Here is a 20,412-nt window from a genome sequence, read left to right as displayed (position 1 = left end):
GCTTACGAATTAAGGTTTACAACAGGTTTACGAGCGGACCGCGTGGCCGGTTGAGGGATCGGGAGTAGTATCGCTTCCGGGCATGCAGTTTGGACAGGGGGCGGTTCTCCGCTGGGTATTTTGAGTCTCGACAACAAATCCAAAATTGTGAGGGAAGCGCTTCGCGGGTGCCGCCGCTATTTCCTGTTTGCGGCGGCATTCAGCCTAGCGATCAACCTGCTTTACCTCGCATCCCCGCTCTACATGCTGCAGATCTACGACCGTGTGGTCACCAGCGGCAGCGAGACCACGCTGGTGATGCTCACCCTGGTCTTGCTTGCTGCTTTCCTGGCGCTTGCCGGCCTGGACCTCGTGCGCGCCGCGATCCTGACGCGCGCCAGTGCCCGGCTCGACCGGCTGCTTTCGGCCAGGATCCTGGCGGCCTCCGTCGAGACACCGTCGCCGGGCGCCTCGCAAAGCCAGCCGATCCGGGATTTCGACACCTTCCGCCAGGTGATCACCGGCAGCGGCATCCATGCCCTGTTCGACCTGCCTTGGTCACCCATCTATATCGGGGTCATCTTCCTTCTGCACCCTTGGCTGGGTTTCTTCGCGCTAGGCTCGTCGCTAATTCTGATCGCCATGGCGGTGTTCAACGAATACATGGTCAGGGCGCCGCTGAAGCAGGCCAACGACCTCGCCACCGCCAACTATAATTTCACCGAGATGAGCCTCAGGAATGCGGAAGTCATCCGCGCCATGGGCATGATCGACGGGCTCGCGCGCCGCTGGGGTCGCGACCGCGGTCTCGCGCTCAGGCAGCAGGGGCAGGCCAGCGACCGGGCAGCGCTCATGTCCGGGCTGATCCGCTTCCTGCGCCTGACCATGCAGTCGCTGATCCTCGGCCTCGGCGCCTATCTGGTCATCGAGCGGCAGATCACCGGCGGTTCGATGTTCGCGGCGAGTCTGCTTTTGGGCAGGGGGCTGCAACCGGTCGAGCAGATCGTCGGACTGTGGCGCAGCCTGATCCTGGCGCGGGCGGCGCTCGGAAGGGTCGAGAAGCTGCTTGACGGCGGCGCGCAAGGGGAACGTTCGTTCAACCTTCCCAAGCCGACCGGCAAGATCGCCGTCGAACAGCTCAGTTTCGCCATTCCCAGCCTGCAGAAGGTGCTGTTGCGCGATGTCTCGTTCAAGCTCGAGGCGGGCGAAGCACTGGGCATCGTCGGACCCTCCGGCGCCGGCAAGTCGACGCTCGCCCGTCACCTCGCCGGCATCATGCAGCCGAGCCGCGGCACGGTCAGGCTGGACGGCGCCGACATGACGCAATGGGGCAGGGAGGCGCTCGGCGACCATATCGGCTACCTGCCGCAGGACATCGAGCTGTTTTCCGACAGCGTGGCTGCCAATATCGGCCGCTTCAAAATCGATGTCGATCGCGAGGTGATCGAGGCCGCCCGGCTCGCCGGCGTGCATGAGATGATCATCCGCCTGCCGCAAGGCTATGAGACGCAGATCGGCGAGGGCGGCGCGGTGCTGTCGGGCGGCTACCGGCAGCGCATCGCGCTTGCGCGCGCCGTCTTCGGCACGCCGAACCTCATCGTGCTCGATGAGCCGAGTTCCAACCTTGACGCCGATGGCGACCGCGCGCTGGCCGACTGCGCGCTTGAACTCAAGCGTCGCGGCAGCACCGTGATCATCGTGTCGCACAGGCCCTCGACCTTGGCCAATGTCGACAAGATCCTGCTCCTCAGGGACGGAGGGGTCGAGGCCTTCGGCATGAGGAACGAGATCGTGGCGCTGCTCAACCAGCGCGCCGCGCCGATTGCGGTGGCAACCCAATGACCGAAGTCGCCGCCACCTATCGCAGTCTGCCCGGCGCCGTCGACGCGGGCGCTGACTCGGACTCGATCCGGGGTCCGGTCTGGATCGGTTTGCTCATCATCGTTGCCTTCTTCGGCATGTTCGGCGGCTGGGCCGCGATCGCGCCGCTCAACGGCGCCGTGCTTGCCGACGCGATGGTGAAGGTTGAAGGCAACCGCAAGAGCGTCCAGCATTTCGATGGCGGCACGGTGAAGGAAATTCGCGTCAAGGACGGCGACATCGTCAAGGCCGGCGACGTGCTGGTCATGCTCGACGACACCCGCGCCCGCTCCGAGTTCAACCTCTATTCCCAACAATATGCCCTGCTGCGCGCCACCGACGCCCGCATCCGCGCCGAGCTCGACGGCAGCGAGGCGGTCGCCTTTCCGAAGGACATCACCGCCGAACACCAGGCCTATCTGCAGGACGCGATGGCCAACCAGATCGCCGACCTCGAAAGCCAGCGCGCCCAGATGGCGGGCGCCAGGCAGATCCTGCAGAAGCGGATCGCCGAGCTCGACGAGCAGATCGACGGCAAGCAGGCGCGCGTCGAATCTTTCCGCGCCCAGCTCAAGTCGACCGTCGATGAGAAGGCGGGCCTCAACAAGCTGCTGAAGGCCGGGCTGACCACCAAGCCACGCATCCTGGAGCTCGACCGCTCTGCCTCCGACCTGCAGGGCCTGATCGACCAGGCGCTCGGCGAGATCGCGGGCAACCGCCAGAGCAGGGCCGAGCTCGAAAGCCAGATCGCGCAGCTCACCAATGAGCGCCGCGCAAAGCTGTCGGCCATGCTTATCGAGACGCAGTCGAACCTCGCCGACCTGGTGCCGAAGATGTTTGCCGCGCAGGCCACCGTAGATCGCGCCGAGGTGCGCGCGCCCTATGACGGCCAGGTGATGGACCTGACCGTCTTCTCGACCGGCGCGATCGTCGCGCCCGGCCAGACCATCCTCGACATCGTGCCGACCAGGAATTCGCTGATCGTGCAGGCGCAGGTCAAGGTCGAGGATATATCCAGCCTGCGCGCCGACATGACGGCCGAAGTCCGCTTCACCTCCTATAAGCAGCGCACGACGCCGGTCATCCACGGTCGCGTGACCCATATTTCGGCGGACCGCGTCACCGACGCCAAGACAGGCTTTCCCTATTATGTCGCCGACATAGCGGTCGACCCGCAGGAACTCGCCGCCGCGCCGCAGATCCAGCTCTACCCGGGCATGCCGGCATCCGTCATGATCGTGACGGAGGAGCGTACCGCGCTGGACTACATCCTGGGCCCGCTGACGACGTCCCTGCACACCGCGTTCCGCCAGAAGTAGAGCAAGAAAGCGTCTTGCGGAGCAGTCAGTTAAGAGAGTGATCTGACTAACTAAGGCGACATTCTGATGCAGCTGCGCTGAAGCGCGTGGTGACCCGGCTTATGTTGGCCGACAGGTGGGAAGCAAAGCTGCGGGGATAATACCAAGCGGAACTTTGAAAGGGTCACACCGATGCAGATTGGCCATCGGTGAATGATCTCTTCTCAAGCGTCGCTGTCGAAGGCTAAGCCCGAGCTCTCCAGCGCCACTTCGCTCGCCATGAAGGAGCGTGCGGGAAGCTCTACCAGGCTGCGGCTGGGCCGGGCCGCGTTTGAAACCATGCGGCTCGGCGCAGCTATGTGGGATAGCCGCAGTGTTGTTTAATCGATTGTATCGGCCGTAAGCCCTCAACCACTCCTTGCGTAGGCTCCTCTGCCATCGTACCGCTCACAGCTTGGATACTTGGATCGTACGCATACGGCGACGGCCGCGGAGTCTGTTGGTGCGCGCGAGAACCTGCAGCTCTATGATTGTCGCGCGTGAGGTTCAGGCGGCCTGCTGATCAGCGGGCTTTTCAGGCTCACGCGAGCGCTTCCACTCCCAAGGCAGCAGTTCGTGCAGACGCGAGATGGGCAGATCAGCGATACGGGCAAAGACGTCGGCGAGCCAGGCCTTCGGATCAACGTCGTTGAGGCGACAGGTCATAATCATCGTCGTCATGACGGCGGTTCGGTCGGCGCCACGCTGGCTACCGGCGAATGTCCAATTCCGCCTTCCCAAAGCGATGCCTCTCAATCCGCGCTCGGCAGCATTGTTGGACAAGCAGATCCTGCCGTCGTCGAGGAAGCGGGCGAAGTCGGTCCAGCGAGACAGCATATAGTTCATCGGCTTCAGGACGTCGGAGGAACGCGAGAGGGCTTCGCGCTCGCGCAGCAGCCATGCTTGCATGTCGTCGAAGAGTGGCTTGCTCATCTGCTGGCGCACGGCGCGCCGCTCGGTGGCGGTCTTGCCGTTGATCGCGCGCTCGATCTCGAACAGCGCATCAAGGCGCTTGACCGCCTCCAGCGCGATCGGGGAGATGGGCTTGCCATTCCTCTTGCCCTCGCGGGCGTTTTTCTCGATGTCGGCCAGCTCGAAGAAGCCCCGGCGGGCATGGGCAAAGCAAAACGCCGGCGTGAGCGGCTGGTCCTTCCGGCGCTCGTCGAAGAGCGCATTGAGGCCACTGTAACAATCGGCCTGCAGAATGCCGGCCCAGCCAGCCAGATGTTTCTGGGGATGCTCGCCGCGCCGGTCACTCGAGGCGTAGTAGAGCGCGGCCGGCGGTGCGGTGCCCGCGAAGGGTTGATCATCGCGCACGTAGATCCAGATTCGTCCGGTCGTGCACTTACCCTTCGCCAGGATGCGGATGGTGGTGTCATCGCCATGCAGGCGCTCGGCCGCGAGCACATGGCGCTCGATCAGCTGGAAGAGTGGCATGACGGCGAAGGTTCCGTGGCCGACCTGATCGGCCAGCGTCGACAGCGGCAAGTCGATCCCCTCGGCCTTGAAGCGCGCGCTTTGGCGGTTGAGTGGAGCATGCATGCCGAACTTGTCGAACAGGATAGTCGCCAGCAGTTGCGGACCGATGAAGCCGCGCGGCGTGGCATGGAACGGTGCCGGCGGCTGGGTGATCGCTTCGCACTCTCGGCACGTAAATTTCTCGCGCACGGTCTCGATCAGCTTGAACCGACGCGGGGTCTCCTCCAGCGTCTCGGTCACGTCCTCGCCGAGCTTGACCAGCCGCGATCCGCCGCAGCGACCGCAGGCCGACGGAGCAGCGATGACGACGCGCTCGCGCTCGATGTCATCGGGCCAGGGCTTGCGCACCGGCCGCTTGCGCTCGAAGGCGCGCACCTTCTGGGTCTTCGCCGCCGCGGCGGCCGAGGCAAGCTCGTCCTCGCTTGCCGCGGTGACGAGTTCCTCGAGCTCCAGTTCCAGTTGCTCGATCAGTCGCCGGGTTCGCTCGGAGCGCTGTCCGTACAGTTCGCGTTTCAGCTTCTCGATGCGCAGCTCAAGACGCGCAATCCGCGCCTCGGTATCCGACAGCTTCGCCTGCACGGTCGCGGCTTCAGCCTGCCAGTTGGTCGCCTGCGTCTGCCAGTTGGCAGCTTCGGCCTGCGCATTGGCCGCATCCGCGACGGCGACATCGCGTTCAGCCTGCAGCGCCTCATGCGCAGCCAGCAGCGCCATGTAGGCACCGGCAAGGTCCGCAGGGAGATCAACAGGCTTCGAAGTCACGAAGCCATTGAATCAGATTTCCGCTTAATATCAACTAAAAAATGCTATCCAACACGAGCTGGTCGCCATGTTTCTTGAGGGTTACGCCAATCTATCCCCGACAAAAGGTAACTTAACTGTGCCGGAGATATTGTTACGGCTCCGCCTTCAACTGAAGGCCATATGAATCTTCCTCGTTCGAGTCTTTTTGTGAACAGGCATGCCCCTTGGCCATCATGCCAAATACATTTCAGCAAATTTCCACGCTTCCCTCGAAAGCAGAACAAATTGCCGCCCAGCGGATTATGTTTGAGCACCTCCTGCACCCGTAGCGCAAGCGAGGGGAAGCCACACCTCATATCGGTGTAGCCCGTGGCAAGCCACACCCGCACACCCTCAGTCGGGATCACCGCAGTGTCTCCAGACCCCGCAGGAGCCGCATCAGAACAGCGACATCGACGGTCCGGTCAACGATCACGCGCCGGCCGTTGGCTCCGACAATTTCCATTCGGCCGCCAGCCGGCACCGCCTGGCCGCTCGTAGTCCGTCCTTCGCCGTGACGGTGCGCAGCAGATCCTTCCGGCTCGACATCCTGCCCCTCAGAACTGATCACACCCAAGTCGATGAAGGCGGCCACAGAGGTCTCGCTCGACAATGGTTGGGGTCGGCCACCAAGCCTCCCTTCACGGGCTTGCTTCATCAGGAGGAACAAGTAATTCGCGTTCATCTCGTGACGCCGAGCCACAGCCGCTACCGCATCACCGGTCTCCTCAACCTCGCGTACGATCGCCAGTTTCTGCTCGATGGTCCAGGAACGGCGAACTCGTTTTCGACCGCGCTTGCGATCCCCATCCGCCGGCAACGGCAGAGCTGCGGTCTTGTCAACTTCCGCCGTCGTCGGCGTCTCCATGGCCAGATATTTCATGCACCGCTATTGTCCATTAAATTTAAGCGGACATTAGCGGCGCGACGTAGCCATCACCATGCGGCCTTAATCGTACGGATACCTTGGATCGGAACTCTCCGTTCGCCAATTTGTGGTTGTGGCGCCGCCCGGCCACGAAGTTGCAAGCACCGCGCTTTTGGGGGCGAGCTGATATCATGCGTATGCCAGAAGCGTAAAAGGTGCATTCATTCCTGAAGTACTTATATACTCCAAATAAGACGGAAATATTTTTCCGTAGCGATTAGTTAAATGGAAAATTGATTCCTTGAGGTCTTTTTTGGATCTGCCTAGATGCTGCGGAATTGTCGCGCCGAAACGTCCATGCGCGACCATATCCAGATTATGGCGAGAAAGCCTATGAGAACTCTCAGGCTCACCTGGGACTGCGGTAGCTATGGTCTTAAGCGTATGGAATCGAACTGCGGCACCGCTGTAGGCCAGCTGAGCCAACCCGCCCCGAATACTGCAAGATTGCTGCCCTAGGTTATCATTTGTCTTTTGAGGTCAACAGACAAAAGTGCACCCCCGACGTTGCTACTAGGACCGTGTGGTGATGAGCGCTCTTGCGTCAGGCCAAATGCGGTCAGACCGGGCTGAATGACGCGATCGACAAGCGGCGTTCGCTTTTCCGGGCAGGCCTACATCAGAGCAAGGCAATCCATTTTTTCCGAAGGGGAGTGCGGTGGCACGCGCTGATCAAGACAACAATGTCTCGGCTATCGATCCGATGTTGCTCTCTGAGTTGGTGGGCGCCGTCTACGACTGCACAATAGAACCTTGCGGCTGGCTCCGCACGATGGCCATGATCGGAGAGGCGACGCGATGCTGTTCAGGCATGATGATCATGAGCGGCGTCGATCCGCCGACAGTTCACCTGCTTGATGCATGGAACTTAGATCCGGAGATTCTCAGTGAGTTCCGCTCAGAGATTGCGGGCTCTTGGATTAGCCTGCCGGATTTCTGGACGCGTGATCTGGACCGGCCATTTTCACTCACCCAAGAGGCTCCGCGCGTCGTTGGCAGCACCCGTTGGATTCAGGAGAAATTACCGTCGCGCGGATATATAGATTCAATCCACTTGATACTTATGCGCCAAATTGATCGCTTCGCCGTTTTCTCTCTCTACCGGCACGAGAGCGAGGAAATGGTAACGGATCGGGATCGGCATATCCTTCATGTGCTCGCCCCACATCTACGCCGGGCCATTGCGATCAGCGACTTGATCGACATGAAAAATCTGGAAAACGCTGCGTTTGGCGAGACCTTGGACAATGTCGCCGCAGGGGTTGTCATTGTCGGGCCGACAGGACGCATTCTGCACACCAACGAGCCGGCCCGAGCCATGCTGGCGTCCCGCTTACCGATCATTTCGCAGGGGGGTAAAATCGGCGCTCGGCATCCAGACGCAACCACCAAGTTGCTCCGTGCGATCGAACTAGCCCACGGTGATGAAACAGGCATCGGCCGCAAGGGCACAGCCGTGCCGCTCGTCCACGGCGGCAGTACGGCGGCGACAGCACATGTGCTGCCACTTGCGAGAAGCACGCGTACCCGGCTCGTCGCCGATGCCACGGCCGCCGTCTTCGTCGTTGCCGCCGACACACCATCGCGAGTCGATATGGGAACCGTTGCGCGGATGTTCGGATTGACCCCTGCCGAAACGCGCATGCTTGCACATCTGTCCTCGGGTGAGAGCCTGACCAATGCGGCACACAGCCTCGGCATCGGCATCACCACTGCAAAAACGCATCGCACGCGCATTTTCGCGAAGATGGGCGTTGCGCGTCATGCCGAGCTTATGGCCTTGGTACAGCGCCTCGTCCCGCCAAGTCTATAGCAAGGCTCCGAGCCGGGCGACAGGGATCGGCGTCGGCCGGGTGGACGGTAGCGGTGCCTGGAAATTCACCGGAAACCGGCCGAGGCAGCCGAAGTGGCGAAGTACCGGGAAAGGCGTGATGATGGCATTGCCCCGGCAGGGCCAGCAGCAACTCGAACCGAATTCTCATGCCGCCTCGCAAATCGTCGATTTTGCGATCTGCTAATATAGGTCGCGGCCTGCCGCAGGCTCCCGAGTTGTTCTTTACTCTCGAAGCATCCCGCAAGTATTTCTCTCCGCGTCAACCTTTTGGATGACGACGGCAGCGTTGACCTTGCCTACGAACCAAGCGTTGCCGCCGGGGGTGGCATTGGAGGACCCGCGGCCTGTCGCAGGGCTCCACATGCGGGAGGCACGATGGAATGACGATGCGCTTCAGAATTTTCGGCCGTCCGCAACGTAGCGATGTCTGAGCGGCAGTCGGGACCATCAACGGACAATGAAAAATCTGTTCGCCCTCGCGCTTCCGGCAGAGTGGTTTGTAGTCGCCACGAAAGCACGGAAAGAAGCAGTTGCCGCGCTCAACTTGGACAATCAGGGATTTCGGGTGTTCCTGCCGAGGATGCGGCGAACTGTATGCCACGCTCGAAAGAAATCAACTCGTACGATCCCGTTGTTTCCAGGCTACCTGTTTGTGAAGGCATCCGAGGGGGCGCGATGGAGGTCCGTTAACGGAACATACGGTGTGGTCAAGATCCTCACGAGCGGCGAGGCGCCGGCGACCGTTGAGCGAGGCTTTATCGATGCACTGAAGGCAAGGGCTGGAGTGGATGACATTATCGATTTCAGCGTCGGTCTCCAGCCCGGAGACCGAGTGGAATTGATCGGCGGGCCGTTTGCCAGGCAGATAGGCGCCCTTGCTAGCCTCGACGAAAAGGGCCGGGTGACTGTGCTTCTGGAACTTCTGGGTGGATGTGTGCCTGTGAGCACGACGGCTCAAAACTTGTTGCCGGCGTAGGCAGCAAAAAAAGGGGAAGAGGGGGCGCGCGTCTTGCGCATCCTTGGCTCAAGTTTCTTGTCGCCGGGCGTCTCATCGCACCCGGAGTGCGGTAGCGTGGGACGCTAGATGGCGGGCCGGGCCGGCGAAATTTCCAGGGGACCGAACGGTTAGAGCGCGAAGCTGGCAATCATCGCAAGTGTCGCCGCGGCCATAGGGTTTATTTTTGGCGTCGTGCTCGTCGCCCTTATGGAACCGGATCATTGTTTGCAAGGTCTCCTAGATCTCGCGCACCGCAGCCCGCTGTTAGATTGGGCGCGATTACATCGGTGCGCCTCCGGCGGGGCGGCTTTGCCGCTGGTGCGGCGATTTCAAAATGCGGCGAAAGGCGTTTTGCCATGTGGGACGATGCTTGATGAGCCAAATGGACATAACGGACTCTGTATTGTCGCAACGGGGAAGAACGCCTGGTCAGAAAAACACAGCATCCGCATTTTCTGCGGCTGGACTGCAGTCGCTTTCAGGCTGGCAGTTCAAACTTCATTTCGTTGGCATTTGCCTGAACGCCCTCATCCATCGGCATGAGCCTTAAGCACGGGAACTTGATGTGGGTGCCGGCATCGGTAGTTCAAGGGAGCGCTTGTTGAAGGGAATTATCCTTGCGGGCGGCAGCGGCACACGCCTCTATCCGCTTACATTAGCGGCTTCTAAGCAGATACTGCCGATCTACGACAAGCCGATGATCTATTATCCGCTGAGCGTGCTGATGCTGGCGGGGATCCGCCAGATTCTGGTCATTTCAACTCCGCGCGACTTGCCGGTCTTTCAGGCTTTGCTGGGTGACGGCTCCGAATTCGGTGTGGAACTTTCTTACGCCGAACAGCCGCAACCCAATGGCCTCGCCGAGGCTTTCATCATCGGCCGCGACTTCATCGGCAAGGACGATGTGTCGATGATTCTGGGCGACAACATCTATTTCGGTGAGGGCCTGTCGCATCTGTGCCGTGCCGCGGCCGGCCGTGACAGCGGCGCCTCGGTCTTCGCCTATCATGTCGAGGATCCGGAGCGTTACGGCGTGGTTTCGTTCGACAAGGCGACCGGCAAGGCTTTGACGATCGAGGAAAAACCGCAGAAGCCGAAGTCCAACTGGGCGGTCACGGGTCTCTATTTCTACGACAACGATGTCGTCGATATCGCCTCGACGATCCGCCCTTCGGCGCGCGGCGAGCTCGAGATCACGGCGGTCAACAACGTCTATCTCGAGCGCGGGCAACTGCACGTGCATCAGCTCGGCCGCGGCTATGCCTGGCTTGACACCGGCACGCATGACAGCCTGCACGAGGCATCGTCCTTCGTACGCACCATCGAGCATCGCCAGGGCATAAAGGTCGCTTGCCCGGAGGAAATCGCCTTCGAGCAGGGCTGGCTCGGCGCCGAAAAGGTTCTGGAGCGCGCCGCCCACCTGGGCAAGAACGAATATGCCGCCTATCTGCGCAAGCGCGTGGCCGATCTGACGGAGGAACGAGGTGCTTGAGATCAGGCAGCTCGGCCTCGACGGCCTGCTGGAGATCGTGCCGAAGCGGCATGGCGACGCGCGCGGTTTTTTCAGCGAGACCTGGAATGCCGGGCGTTTCGCCGAGGCCGGCATCGATCTCGCCTTCGTGCAGGACAACCATTCCTATTCCGCCGCGGCCGGCGTGTTGCGCGGGCTGCACTACCAGCTGCCGCCGCGCGCCCAGGACAAGCTGCTGCGCGTCGTCAGGGGAAGCGTGCTCGATGTCGCGGTCGACATCCGAAGCACTTCGCCGACTTTCGGCAAATGGGTGGCGCTGGAGGTGTCGGCGCAGATGGGCAACCAGATCCTGGTGCCGAAGGGTTTCGCGCACGGCTTCGTCACGCTCGTGCCGGATACGGAGGTGCTGTACAAGGTGACCGACACCTATTCGCCCGAGCATGACCGGTCGATCCGTTTTGACGACCCTGCAATCGGTATCGAATGGCCGGCAATTGCCGGCGGATTCCAGCTTTCGGACAAGGACCGCAAGGCGCCGTTGCTCGCCGTTGCGGAGGTGTTTGCGTGAGGAGAGAGGGCGGCATGAATTTCCTGGTCACGGGCGGCGCCGGCTTCATCGGCTCCGCCGTCTGCCGGCATCTGTGCGCCAATCCGGCCTATCGCGTCACCAATCTCGACAAGCTCACCTATGCCGGAAACCTCGCATCGCTCAGGCCGATCGAGAACGCGCACAATTACCGCTTCGAGCAGGCCGACATCAGCGACGAGCGCGCGGTGCTGGAGATATTGCGCCGTGACGACATCGACATCGTCATGAACCTTGCCGCCGAAAGCCATGTCGACCGCTCGATCGACGGGCCGGGCGCCTTCATCGAGACCAACATCGTCGGCACCTACCGTATCCTGAACGCCGCGCTGGAATACTGGCGCGGCCTGCCGGAGGCTCGCCAAGGGAGCTTCCGCTTCCACCATGTCTCGACCGACGAGGTGTTCGGCGACCTGCCTTTCGACGGCGGCATGTTCGTCGAGGAGACGCCCTATGCGCCGTCCTCGCCCTATTCGGCGTCGAAGGCGGCCTCCGACCATCTGGTGCGCGCCTGGCATGAGACCTATGGGCTGCCGGTGGTGCTCTCCAACTGCTCGAACAATTACGGGCCGTACCATTTTCCGGAAAAGTTGATCCCGCTGGTCATCCTTAACGCGCTCGACGAGAAGCCGCTGCCGGTCTACGGCGCCGGCGCCAATGTCCGCGACTGGCTGTTCGTCGAGGATCACGCGCGGGCCCTCGAACTGGTGGCCACCAAGGGGCAGCCGGGCGAGAGCTACAATGTCGGCGGCAATTCCGAGCGCACCAATCTCGGCGTCGTCGAGACGATCTGCGATCTTCTCGACCAGAGGCGCCCGCGCAGAGGCGGCGCGAGCCACCGCGACCTGATCACCTTCGTCACCGACCGCCCCGGCCATGACCGCCGCTATGCGATCGACGCCTCCAAGATCGCGCGCGACCTCGGATGGGCGCCGCGGGAGAATTTCGACAGCGGCCTGGCCAGGACCGTCGACTGGTATCTCGACAACAAGTGGTGGTGGGGGCCGATCCGCGAGCAGCGCTACGACGGCGAGCGGCTGGGCCGCGGTACGGTGGAAAAGCGCCCGGCCGAAAACGCCTCGGCCGATAACGCCCCGACCGAAACCGCAGGGGCCGAAAGCAGGCCGATCGGCAACGCGGCCGAGAGCAGGAAGGTTGCCACGTGAGGCTTGCCGTCACCGGACGCTTGGGCCAGGTCGCCGCCAGCCTGGTCGAGGTGGTGCGGGGCCGCGACGATGTCGAGGTCGTTGCCGTCGGCCGGCCCGCGCTCGATCTGGCGCGGCCCGACACGGTGTTCGCGGCACTTGAAGCGGCCAAGCCCGACATCGTCGTTTCCGCCGCCGCCTACACCGCGGTCGACCAGGCCGAGGACGAGAAGGACCTGGCCTTCGCGGTGAACGCAACCGGCTCCGGCAAGGTGGCGGAAGCGGCGGCCAGGCTTGGCGTCCCCGTTATCCATCTGTCGACTGACTATGTCTTCGACGGCACCAAGGACGGCGCCTATGTCGAGACCGACGCGACCGCGCCGCTCGGCGTCTACGGCGCCTCCAAGCTCGCCGGCGAGGAAGCGGTGGTGGCCGCCAATCCGCGCCACCTCATCCTGCGCACCGCCTGGGTCTACAGTCCCTTCGGCAAGAACTTCGTCAAGACGATGCTGAGGCTCGCCAGCGACCGCGACGAGATTTCGGTCGTCGCCGACCAATGGGGAAATCCGACCTCGGCGCTCGACATCGCCGACGCGATCCTGCACGCGGCCGAGACGTTCGACCGCGATAAGGCTTTCGACGCCTTCGGCGTCTACCATTTGGTGGGAACCGGCGAGACCAATTGGAGCGGCTGTGCCCGTCATGTCATGGGGGCAAGCCGGGCGCTTGGCGGCCCGCACGCGAGCGTGCGCGACATCGCCACAGTGGATTACCCGACCAAGGCGCTACGGCCGGCCAACTCGCGGCTGTCGAGCGTGAAATTCGAGGACGTATTCCAGTGGCGCGCGCCGCCATGGCGAGCATCGGTGGAAGCGGTGGCGAGCCGGCTGGTCGGAGGCGAGACGAAATCGACAATGAGCACATGAGCGAGAATCCATCACCGGAGCAACTGCGCGATGCGAGCGCGCAGCCGGCCGATCAAGCGGCGCCGAAGAAAGGCGCCAAGGCCAAGTCGGCGAAGACCAAGCCCGCGAAGCGCACCTGCATCATGGTGCTCGGCATGCATCGCTCGGGCACAAGCGCGCTGACCAGGGCGATCAGCCTGCTTGGTGCGGAACTGCCGAAGAATTTGCTTGGGGCAAATCCAACAAATCCGACGGGGCATTGGGAGCCCAGCCGGCTGCTCGATCTTCACGAGAAGATGCTGGCTGAGGCCGGCAGCCGCTGGGATGACTGGCGCCCTTTCGAGCAAACTGATCTCGGCGCCGCGCGGCTGCGTTTCTACAAAGCCGAGATCGCTAAAGTGATCGATGAGGAATATGGGTCCGCCCCGCTTTTCGTCCTCAAGGAGCCGAGAATCTCGCGTTTTGTGCCGCTCTATGCGGAAATTCTGAAGCGAATGAACGTTGACGTTCGCTACGTTCTAACGCAACGCAATCCTCTTGCGGTAATCGCTTCGCTCGAAAAACGCGATGGGTTCACGTCCGGTTTCAGCGCACTGTTATGGCTGCGACACGAACTGGAGGCCGAACAAGCAACACGGGGCAAGTTGCGCATATTCGTGTCATATGAAGCGATGCTTGACGACTGGCGCACCGGCCTGGAGAAAATTGCCGCTGCTTTGATGGTGGAGTGGCCCCAGTCTATCTCTGACACCCAGGCAGCTCTAACCACCCATTTCTCTGTAGACCATCAGCATCATGTCGCGAGCGCCGATCTGCTGGACGCTGATCCACGCATCAACGGTTGGATAAAGCAAGCGTATGGCGCGCTGAGGGGACTTGAAGACGATCCCTCTGATGTCATCGCTATGGCGCTGCTCGATACTATTCGGGTTTCCTTTGACACAGTCACTCCGGTGTTTGGCGAAGCGTTCTTCGATGAGATGGGCTCGCGCGTTCGAAAATTAGTACAGGCAAGCTCACAGGCACAGCGCTTGGCAGACGAGCGGGCGGTGGAAATTGACCGGCGCGCAGCAGAGCTGGAGAAGGTCCGTCAAGAAACAGGGGTGAAGGACGAACAATTAATACAGCAACAAAAGGTGCTCCAGCGTTTGGCCGACGAGCGGGCGGTGGAAATTGACCGGCACGCAGCAGAGCTGGAGAAGGTCCGTCAAGAAACAGGGGTGAAGGACGAACAACTAATACAGCAACAAGAGGTGCTCCAGCGTTTGGCCGAAGAACACGCTGCTGATACTTACCGCTACACAGATGAACTCGAAAAACTGCGGGCAAGAGTAGCCAGGATAGATGTCGAACTCGCTCGAGAACGCAGCTTATTGGCTGAGATCGAGCGGGAGCGGCAGCGGGCCGCTGAAGTGGAAAGCCGAGCGCGGCACTTGACCCAGGAGTTGGAGGCGCTTCAGGTCCGTCATGCGAGTATATCGTTCGAGCGGGATCAAATTTTCGCCGAGCACCGAAGCATACGAGATCGTCTTAACGCTGTTTACGGTAGCACGTCTTGGCGCTTGACATCTCCGCTTCGCTCAATAATGCGTCTCGCAAAGCGCGCATCGTTGAGCATTGGCTATCCCCTTTCGATTTTGTGGAACGCTGCAACCAAGTTTTCTTTAGCCCCGGTTCGCGACCTGCGCGCAGCCAGCACAATCAGGCGATCCGGCGCTTTCGACGGACAGTGGTATCTCAAAAACAATCCTGACGTAGCTGAGTGGCGAATTGATCCGCTGCGGCACTATGTTGTCTTTGGCGCTCGAGAGGGCCGCGATCCAAATTCATGGTTCAGGAGCAGTGACTATCTGCGTCGCAATCCGGATGTTGCGCTTGCTGATCTCAATCCGTTGTCTCACTTCCTGGCGCATCGCAACGCCGCTCTCACGAGCGTCGAAACACTAGCGGCAACCGAAAACCAGAAGCTACACGAGAAGCGTATAGCGATCATCTTAGAACGTCTACTTGGGAACAGCTATCTTTTCTACAGATCTATGCCTTTGCCTTTATTCCTTCGACGTCGAATCTCTTGGACCGTATCGAGAGGTGCGCCAAGCCTGTTGCGTTTAGTGCATTGGAAAGTCGCCTCACATTCAGCTCACCAAGCCTCAAATGCAGCGCGGGATCTGGCGGCAAGCATAGAAAAGTCGGAGGGTCGGCAAGCTACCCAAGAGCCAACATTCTCTGTTATTATACCAATATATAATCGAACATGGGAGCTTCGTGAGGCTATAAATTCGATCCTATCTCAGGAAGCTGTGTCTTTCGAATTGATATTGGTATTGGATGGGTCTCCGAACGAAACCATTTCTGTCGTTGATGAGTTCAAAAATGATCCTAGAGTTAAGGTCTTCAGTTATCCAGTCTCATCGGGAAATGCTGTTCGCGGCAGGAACAAAGGAATTCTAGAGGCGTCCGGTAGGTATGTTGCCTTTTTGGACAGCGATGATGTGGCTGTCCGCAGCAGGTTAATTTTGACTGAACGCGCCTTTGTGGAAACGGGTGCTGATGTGGTTTACGGTGGCTGGCAAGCGATCGTGGACGGTTCGCGTACAGTTGAAGGATTGAAAGACGGACAGGTCGTCCTCAGCCCTTCGTGCGACCTTGATATGCTAAAAAGCGTGTGTGTACCGTGTCAGAGTACAGTAGCCGTCCGACGTGAAGCGTTTTCAATGTCTGGAGTTCTAAAACCCCAGATGGAGTACAGGGAAGATCATGAGCTGTGGGCCAGGATGGCTCACTTTGCGTGCAAGTTCGTTGCCCTGCCACAAATTCTCACCAAGATAAGGATTCATGCTGGAAATAATGAAATAAATTTTAAGGAAAATGACGAATATTGGTTAGGAAAATTTGAACAGGAGTTCAGTGTTCGCCCTCCTATATTCAAGAAGGTAGTATTCGTATTACCTGGAGTGGGGATTGGTGGTGGTATAGCCGTTGTTTTCAAGCATGCCATGATGCTTCTTGCGTATGGGCATGATGTAACAATAATAAATATCGGAGAGCATTCGGATCCAGCGTGGTATCCGGGATTGACGATTCCCATATACAAAGTAAGTAATGTAGACGGAAAAATCCTCAGAAATATAGACGTGATTTTTGCGACAGGATGGCAGACTGCTGACTTTGTAAAGCAGATACCAGCTGCGCGTAAAATGTACTTTGTTCAATCGGATGAGCGGCGCTTTGTTGATGATGAAATGACAAAGGGGCGCATCGCAGACGGTTACAAATTACCCTTCGAGTTCCTTACCGAGGCGCATTGGATACGGCGGTTGCTGAGAGAAGAGTTCGGGAAAACCGCTGCTTATGTTCCGAACGGCTTGGACCCCACTATCTTTCACGCAGGCGGAAGGTCCGCCTCCAAACGAAGTAGAATGCGGGTTCTCCTAGAAGGGCCTATCAACATTCCCTTTAAGGGTATGGCGGAGGCCTATAGCGCAGTTCATGATTTGGATTGCGAGATTTGGGTCGTGAGCTCCGCCGGGCGGCCACCGGACGACTGGCGGGTTGATAGATTCTTCGAGGGTGTTGAGTTTGGCAAAATGGGCGAGGTCTATTCGTCCTGCGACATCTTCCTGAAAATGAGTCGAATTGAAGGGTTCTTCGGCCCGCCGATGGAAGCAATGGCTTGTGGATGCGCAGTTGTTGTAGGAAAGGTGACTGGTTACGACGAATACATTGTGGACGGCAAGAACGCGTTGGTCGTCGAAACAGGCGATGTTGCTGGGGCGAAAGAGGCTGTTAATCGACTTTTGAAAGATGACGAACTTAGAAACCAGTTGATCGTTAGCGGAAAGAGCACCGCAGCCGAATGGACTTGGAATCGATCGTTTGTCGCTATGAACAATGTAATTTTTGGCTCCGGAGAATCCATATGCAGTTGAACTGGATGCGCCGAGAGACAGAGTGGGTATTCTCTCCGCATGATGGACCGCTTACTGAGGAAGAGATTGAGCGCTTGTATGGTCGTCTTGTTCAACCTATCGCGGATGTGAAGAATGTGGCGCTGCTGTCGCCATTAACTCGCATTCAGCGTGAGCAGTTTTCGCGAGCCACAAAGTCGGTTGTTCTTTATCTAGGGCGGGAAGTACCGGAAATAATCGAAGCTGAAGAGCTTGCTGCGATGAAGTCCGTTCCGCTTGGTTACTCGCCAGAGAGGCTTGTCGGGCTGAATATAGGGTGCGGAGATCGAACGAGTCCTCCCTATCTTCTTGCAGTTGATATCATGCGAAAAGATTCTCCTGGGAAAGCATCCGGCGAACATTCTCAGCTAAACGCCTCGGCGTTTTTGGAGATATTAGACGATCTTCCGTTCAAACCAAACACTGTCGACTATATTGTGGCGCTTCATATGCTTGAGCACATCGGAGACCCTGTAGGCGCGATCAGTCATTGGCTTGATATCATAAAACCCGGCGGAGGCATCGGGATTGTCGTTCCTGATTGGCGATTTACGTGGGACTCCCGCAACGACAGGGCTCCATTCGGTCATAAATGGAACCCGACGCCTGATTTAGTCCGACGACTCTATGAAGAACATTGGAGTTCTAAGGCGAACCTGCAGCAACTGGACACCTACGACTTTGCGATGTCGTTCGATTTTGTGCTCCGTAAGCATGGTCGTTTCGTGCCCTTCGCGGCACCGGACCCCGTGACCATAAAATCTGGCTATCAACGAGATCAGGAAGGTATCTTCCTTCATGGAGATTGAGTACTCGCAGCCCGATTACTCAGAGTTGCGAAAGCATTTCCGCGAGACCGATTGATGGCAAATTATTTGAAAACAATGCCCCTTCTCTTGTCCCTTACGCATCGGGAAGTCACTGGTCGCTACCGCGGTTCGGCGTTCGGCCTGCTGTGGTCGTTGCTCACGCCGCTGTTCATGTTGGCGGTCTATACCTTCGTATTCGGTTTCGTAATGAAGTCGCGTTGGAGTGTCCCAAATTCCACGAATACGGACCATTCAATGGCCGAATTCTCTGTTATCTTGTTTTCGGGGCTCATAGTGTTCCAGGTATTCTCAGAAGTGCTGTCGACGGCTCCCAGCTTAGTTCTAAACAATCGCAATTATGTGAAGAAGATCGTTTTTCCGATTCATATCCTGCCTGCCGTTTCCGTTGGTGCCGCTCTCTTTCACGCCTGCGTCAGCCTGTTGGTGCTGCTCTGCTTCGCGTGGTTTGTGTTCGGCGGCATTCACCCAACCATCATTCTCGCACCCATGGTGATTGCGCCAATGGCCGTCATGATCCTAGGCATCGCTTGGGTGCTAGCAGCGATCGGAGTCTATTTCCGAGATATAGGGTTGATTGTGCCGCCGATACTAACCACCACTTTGTTCCTATCGCCCGTCTTGTTTCCGCGCACAGCTCTGCCCATCGGATTGCAACCTTATCTCTCTTTGAACCCGCTCGCGATTCCCGTCGAGAGCTTTCGCAATGTAGTCATTTTTGGTGTGCAGCCCGACTGGGTGTCCGTTGGCTATTATTCCGTAGCAGCGATTGGAATTGCATTTGTCGGCTACCAATTTTTCGAGAAGACCCGCAGAGGCTTTGCCGATGTCCTCTGAACCGTTTGACGCGGAGGGCCGAAACGCGGGGACTGTCATCCGCGTGTGCGACGTCTCCAAGCACTATGCCATGTTCGAGCGGCCCGAGGATCGTTTCAAGCAGATGGTGATGCCGCGCTTAGGGCGGCTGCTCGGCCGCCCCCCGCGCCGCTATTTCCGAGACTTTGCCGCTTTAAACGGCATCTCTTTCGATATCGGGCGAGGCGAGACCGTTGGTATTATCGGTCGTAACGGTTCCGGCAAGTCGACGCTGCTGCAGATCATCTGCGGTACATTGCAACCGACTAGCGGGGCAGTCGAAGTAAATGGCCGGATCGCCGCGCTGCTCGAACTCGGCGCCGGGTTCAATCCAGAATTTACAGGCCGCGAAAACGTCTTCCTAAATGCCTCGATCCTTGGCATCCCACGCAAGGAAATGGAATGGCGCTTCGACGATATCGCCCGCTTTGCCGATATCGGTCCTTTCATTGACCAACCGGTGAAAACCTACTCGTCCGGTATGTATGTGCGCCTTGCCTTCGCCACCGCCATTAATGTCGATCCGGATATCCTAGTGGTGGATGAGGCACTCTCGGTAGGCGACGAAGCGTTCCAACGCAAATGTTTCGCCCGAATTGAGGACATCAAGGACAAGGGCGGTACGATCCTGTTTGTCAGCCACGGTGCACAAACCATAGTTCAACTGTGTACGCGGGCGGTGTTGATCGACGGTGGCGAGAAGATATTTGAAGGACGGCCGAAGGCCGTGACGGGTCACTATCAGCGGCTGGTGAACGCACCTTCTGAGGCTGCATCTGAGATTCGCGCTGAAATTGCGGCACTGGGCGCGAAGTCTTCAAGGATTCAGGTGGCCCAAGGTGCAAGCGATACAAGCTTGGAAAGCATGAACATCGCTGTCGAATCTGAGACGATAGGGGGTGGGAAGCAGTTGCAAGCGTCGGAATTCCCAACCCTGTCCGTTTCTGATGGAACGGAAGCCGCTGTGGATTACTATGATCCCAGTCTCATTTCGCAATCCGCTGTAGGCTTGGAAGAGCGGGGCGCCAGGATTCGTGATATCCGGGTTGTCACGCTCCACGGCGAGGCGGTGAACGTTCTGCAGATGAGCAAGCGGTATATATTGGAATATTATGTCGACTTCGCTTCGGACGCGACTAATGTCTCCTTTGGGTTTGCAGTCAGGACTGTCAGCGGATTTACCGTGGCTGGTGCGACAAGCACAGATATTGCGTCACTAAAAACAAAGGCAGTACGCGGATCCAGCTTGAAGGTTTGCTTTGAATTTAGTTGCTTACTGCTTCCAGACACATATTTCTTCGGTTGCACGGTGTATGGGGTTAGTGGGCAGAGCTCAGACCTGATGCATCGGATTGTCGATGCACTAATTATTCGCGTAGCCCCTGAGAGCGATCTGCTGGCCAAGGGTTTGTTTGACATGTCACCGCAGCTACGTCTGGAATCGATCGTTGGTGGGGCTATGCGTGCATAGAACTCTTTTAG

15 protein-coding genes are annotated in these 20,412 nt (G+C 59.0%); 12 read left to right on the top strand and 3 right to left on the bottom strand.

The features are described 5' to 3' along the window. Positions 1 to 147: 147 nt before the first annotated feature. Positions 148 to 1,821, top strand: a complete 1,674-nt coding sequence (locus tag EJ071_RS36600) for a type I secretion system permease/ATPase (RefSeq protein ID WP_245460117.1) — start codon at positions 148 to 150, stop codon at positions 1,819 to 1,821. After that, positions 1,818 to 3,158 (top strand): HlyD family type I secretion periplasmic adaptor subunit, encoded by a 1,341-nt coding sequence (locus EJ071_RS36595; RefSeq protein WP_126102183.1) that lies wholly within the window; start codon positions 1,818 to 1,820, stop codon positions 3,156 to 3,158. Before EJ071_RS36600 ends, EJ071_RS36595 begins: the two co-directional genes overlap by 4 nt. A 525-nt stretch (positions 3,159 to 3,683) precedes the next feature. Here EJ071_RS36595 and EJ071_RS36590 read toward each other — a convergent pair. From EJ071_RS36590 to EJ071_RS36580, 3 genes are read right to left on the bottom strand one after another with little or no spacing between them, the layout of a single operon-like run. Further along, positions 3,684 to 5,414: an IS66 family transposase gene (locus tag EJ071_RS36590; protein ID WP_126102182.1), complete on the bottom strand. Its 1,731-nt coding sequence runs from the start codon at positions 5,412 to 5,414 to the stop codon at positions 3,684 to 3,686. A gap of 44 nt (positions 5,415 to 5,458) precedes the next feature. Next, on the bottom strand, positions 5,459 to 5,752 hold the full coding sequence (tnpB, locus tag EJ071_RS36585; RefSeq protein ID WP_245460388.1) for an IS66 family insertion sequence element accessory protein TnpB: 294 nt from the start codon (positions 5,750 to 5,752) through the stop codon (positions 5,459 to 5,461). 47 nt (positions 5,753 to 5,799) lie between these two features. Further along, positions 5,800 to 6,318, bottom strand: a complete 519-nt coding sequence (locus tag EJ071_RS36580) for a transposase (RefSeq protein ID WP_245460116.1) — start codon at positions 6,316 to 6,318, stop codon at positions 5,800 to 5,802. 703 nt (positions 6,319 to 7,021) lie between these two features. Here EJ071_RS36580 and EJ071_RS36575 point away from each other — a divergent pair. From EJ071_RS36575 to EJ071_RS36530, 10 genes are all read left to right on the top strand, one after another. Then, the gene (locus EJ071_RS36575; RefSeq protein WP_126102180.1) at positions 7,022 to 8,176 is read left to right on the top strand and encodes a helix-turn-helix transcriptional regulator; all 1,155 of its coding nucleotides are present in this window, start codon (positions 7,022 to 7,024) and stop codon (positions 8,174 to 8,176) included. Between the two features lie 478 nt (positions 8,177 to 8,654). Further along, positions 8,655 to 9,173, top strand: a complete 519-nt coding sequence (locus EJ071_RS36570; RefSeq protein ID WP_126102179.1) for a transcriptional activator RfaH — start codon at positions 8,655 to 8,657, stop codon at positions 9,171 to 9,173. 622 nt (positions 9,174 to 9,795) lie between these two features. Then, a complete protein-coding gene (gene rfbA / locus EJ071_RS36565; protein ID WP_126102178.1) occupies positions 9,796 to 10,686 on the top strand; it encodes a glucose-1-phosphate thymidylyltransferase RfbA in 891 nt (296 codons plus the stop codon). Continuing rightward, on the top strand, positions 10,679 to 11,233 hold the full coding sequence (gene rfbC, locus EJ071_RS36560) for a dTDP-4-dehydrorhamnose 3,5-epimerase (RefSeq protein WP_126102177.1): 555 nt from the start codon (positions 10,679 to 10,681) through the stop codon (positions 11,231 to 11,233). The genes rfbA and rfbC overlap by 8 nt, the downstream gene beginning before the upstream one ends. 14 nt (positions 11,234 to 11,247) lie before the next feature. Further along, positions 11,248 to 12,417, top strand: a complete 1,170-nt coding sequence (rfbB, locus tag EJ071_RS36555; RefSeq protein ID WP_245460115.1) for a dTDP-glucose 4,6-dehydratase — start codon at positions 11,248 to 11,250, stop codon at positions 12,415 to 12,417. Then, the gene (gene rfbD / locus EJ071_RS36550) at positions 12,414 to 13,322 is read left to right on the top strand and encodes a dTDP-4-dehydrorhamnose reductase (protein ID WP_126102176.1); all 909 of its coding nucleotides are present in this window, start codon (positions 12,414 to 12,416) and stop codon (positions 13,320 to 13,322) included. Before rfbB ends, rfbD begins: the two co-directional genes overlap by 4 nt. Beyond that, positions 13,319 to 17,230: a glycosyltransferase gene (locus tag EJ071_RS36545; RefSeq protein WP_189521358.1), complete on the top strand. Its 3,912-nt coding sequence runs from the start codon at positions 13,319 to 13,321 to the stop codon at positions 17,228 to 17,230. Before rfbD ends, EJ071_RS36545 begins: the two co-directional genes overlap by 4 nt. Then, the gene (locus EJ071_RS36540) at positions 17,221 to 18,057 is read left to right on the top strand and encodes a methyltransferase domain-containing protein (protein ID WP_189521357.1); all 837 of its coding nucleotides are present in this window, start codon (positions 17,221 to 17,223) and stop codon (positions 18,055 to 18,057) included. Before EJ071_RS36545 ends, EJ071_RS36540 begins: the two co-directional genes overlap by 10 nt. A 54-nt stretch (positions 18,058 to 18,111) precedes the next feature. Next, positions 18,112 to 18,912, top strand: coding sequence for an ABC transporter permease (locus EJ071_RS36535; RefSeq protein ID WP_126102173.1), 801 nt, complete (start codon positions 18,112 to 18,114; stop codon positions 18,910 to 18,912). Then, on the top strand, positions 18,902 to 20,401 hold the full coding sequence (locus EJ071_RS36530) for an ABC transporter ATP-binding protein (RefSeq protein WP_126102172.1): 1,500 nt from the start codon (positions 18,902 to 18,904) through the stop codon (positions 20,399 to 20,401). The genes EJ071_RS36535 and EJ071_RS36530 overlap by 11 nt, the downstream gene beginning before the upstream one ends. Positions 20,402 to 20,412 lie beyond the last annotated feature (11 nt).

The sequence above is a fragment of the Mesorhizobium sp. M1B.F.Ca.ET.045.04.1.1 genome, assembly GCF_003952465.1.
GTDB classification, from domain to species: Bacteria; Pseudomonadota; Alphaproteobacteria; order Rhizobiales; family Rhizobiaceae; genus Mesorhizobium; species Mesorhizobium shonense.
This window is presented reverse-complemented; position numbering and strand designations above follow the sequence as displayed.

What these genes read in the sequence shown, in the direction of transcription:
- EJ071_RS36595 (WP_126102183.1), top strand. Translation starts at nt 1,818, where the DNA reads ATGACCGAAGTCGCCGCCACCTATCGCAGTCTGCCCGGCGCCGTCGAC.
- EJ071_RS36580 (WP_245460116.1), bottom strand. Translation starts at nt 6,318, where the DNA reads ATGAAATATCTGGCCATGGAGACGCCGACGACGGCGGAAGTTGACAAG.
- EJ071_RS36535 (WP_126102173.1), top strand. Translation starts at nt 18,112, where the DNA reads ATGGCAAATTATTTGAAAACAATGCCCCTTCTCTTGTCCCTTACGCAT.
- EJ071_RS36545 (WP_189521358.1), top strand. Translation starts at nt 13,319, where the DNA reads ATGAGCGAGAATCCATCACCGGAGCAACTGCGCGATGCGAGCGCGCAG.
- rfbB (WP_245460115.1), top strand. Translation starts at nt 11,248, where the DNA reads ATGAATTTCCTGGTCACGGGCGGCGCCGGCTTCATCGGCTCCGCCGTC.
- EJ071_RS36540 (WP_189521357.1), top strand. Translation starts at nt 17,221, where the DNA reads ATGCAGTTGAACTGGATGCGCCGAGAGACAGAGTGGGTATTCTCTCCG.
- EJ071_RS36530 (WP_126102172.1), top strand. Translation starts at nt 18,902, where the DNA reads ATGTCCTCTGAACCGTTTGACGCGGAGGGCCGAAACGCGGGGACTGTC.
- tnpB (WP_245460388.1), bottom strand. Translation starts at nt 5,752, where the DNA reads ATGAGGTGTGGCTTCCCCTCGCTTGCGCTACGGGTGCAGGAGGTGCTC.
- EJ071_RS36570 (WP_126102179.1), top strand. Translation starts at nt 8,655, where the DNA reads ATGAAAAATCTGTTCGCCCTCGCGCTTCCGGCAGAGTGGTTTGTAGTC.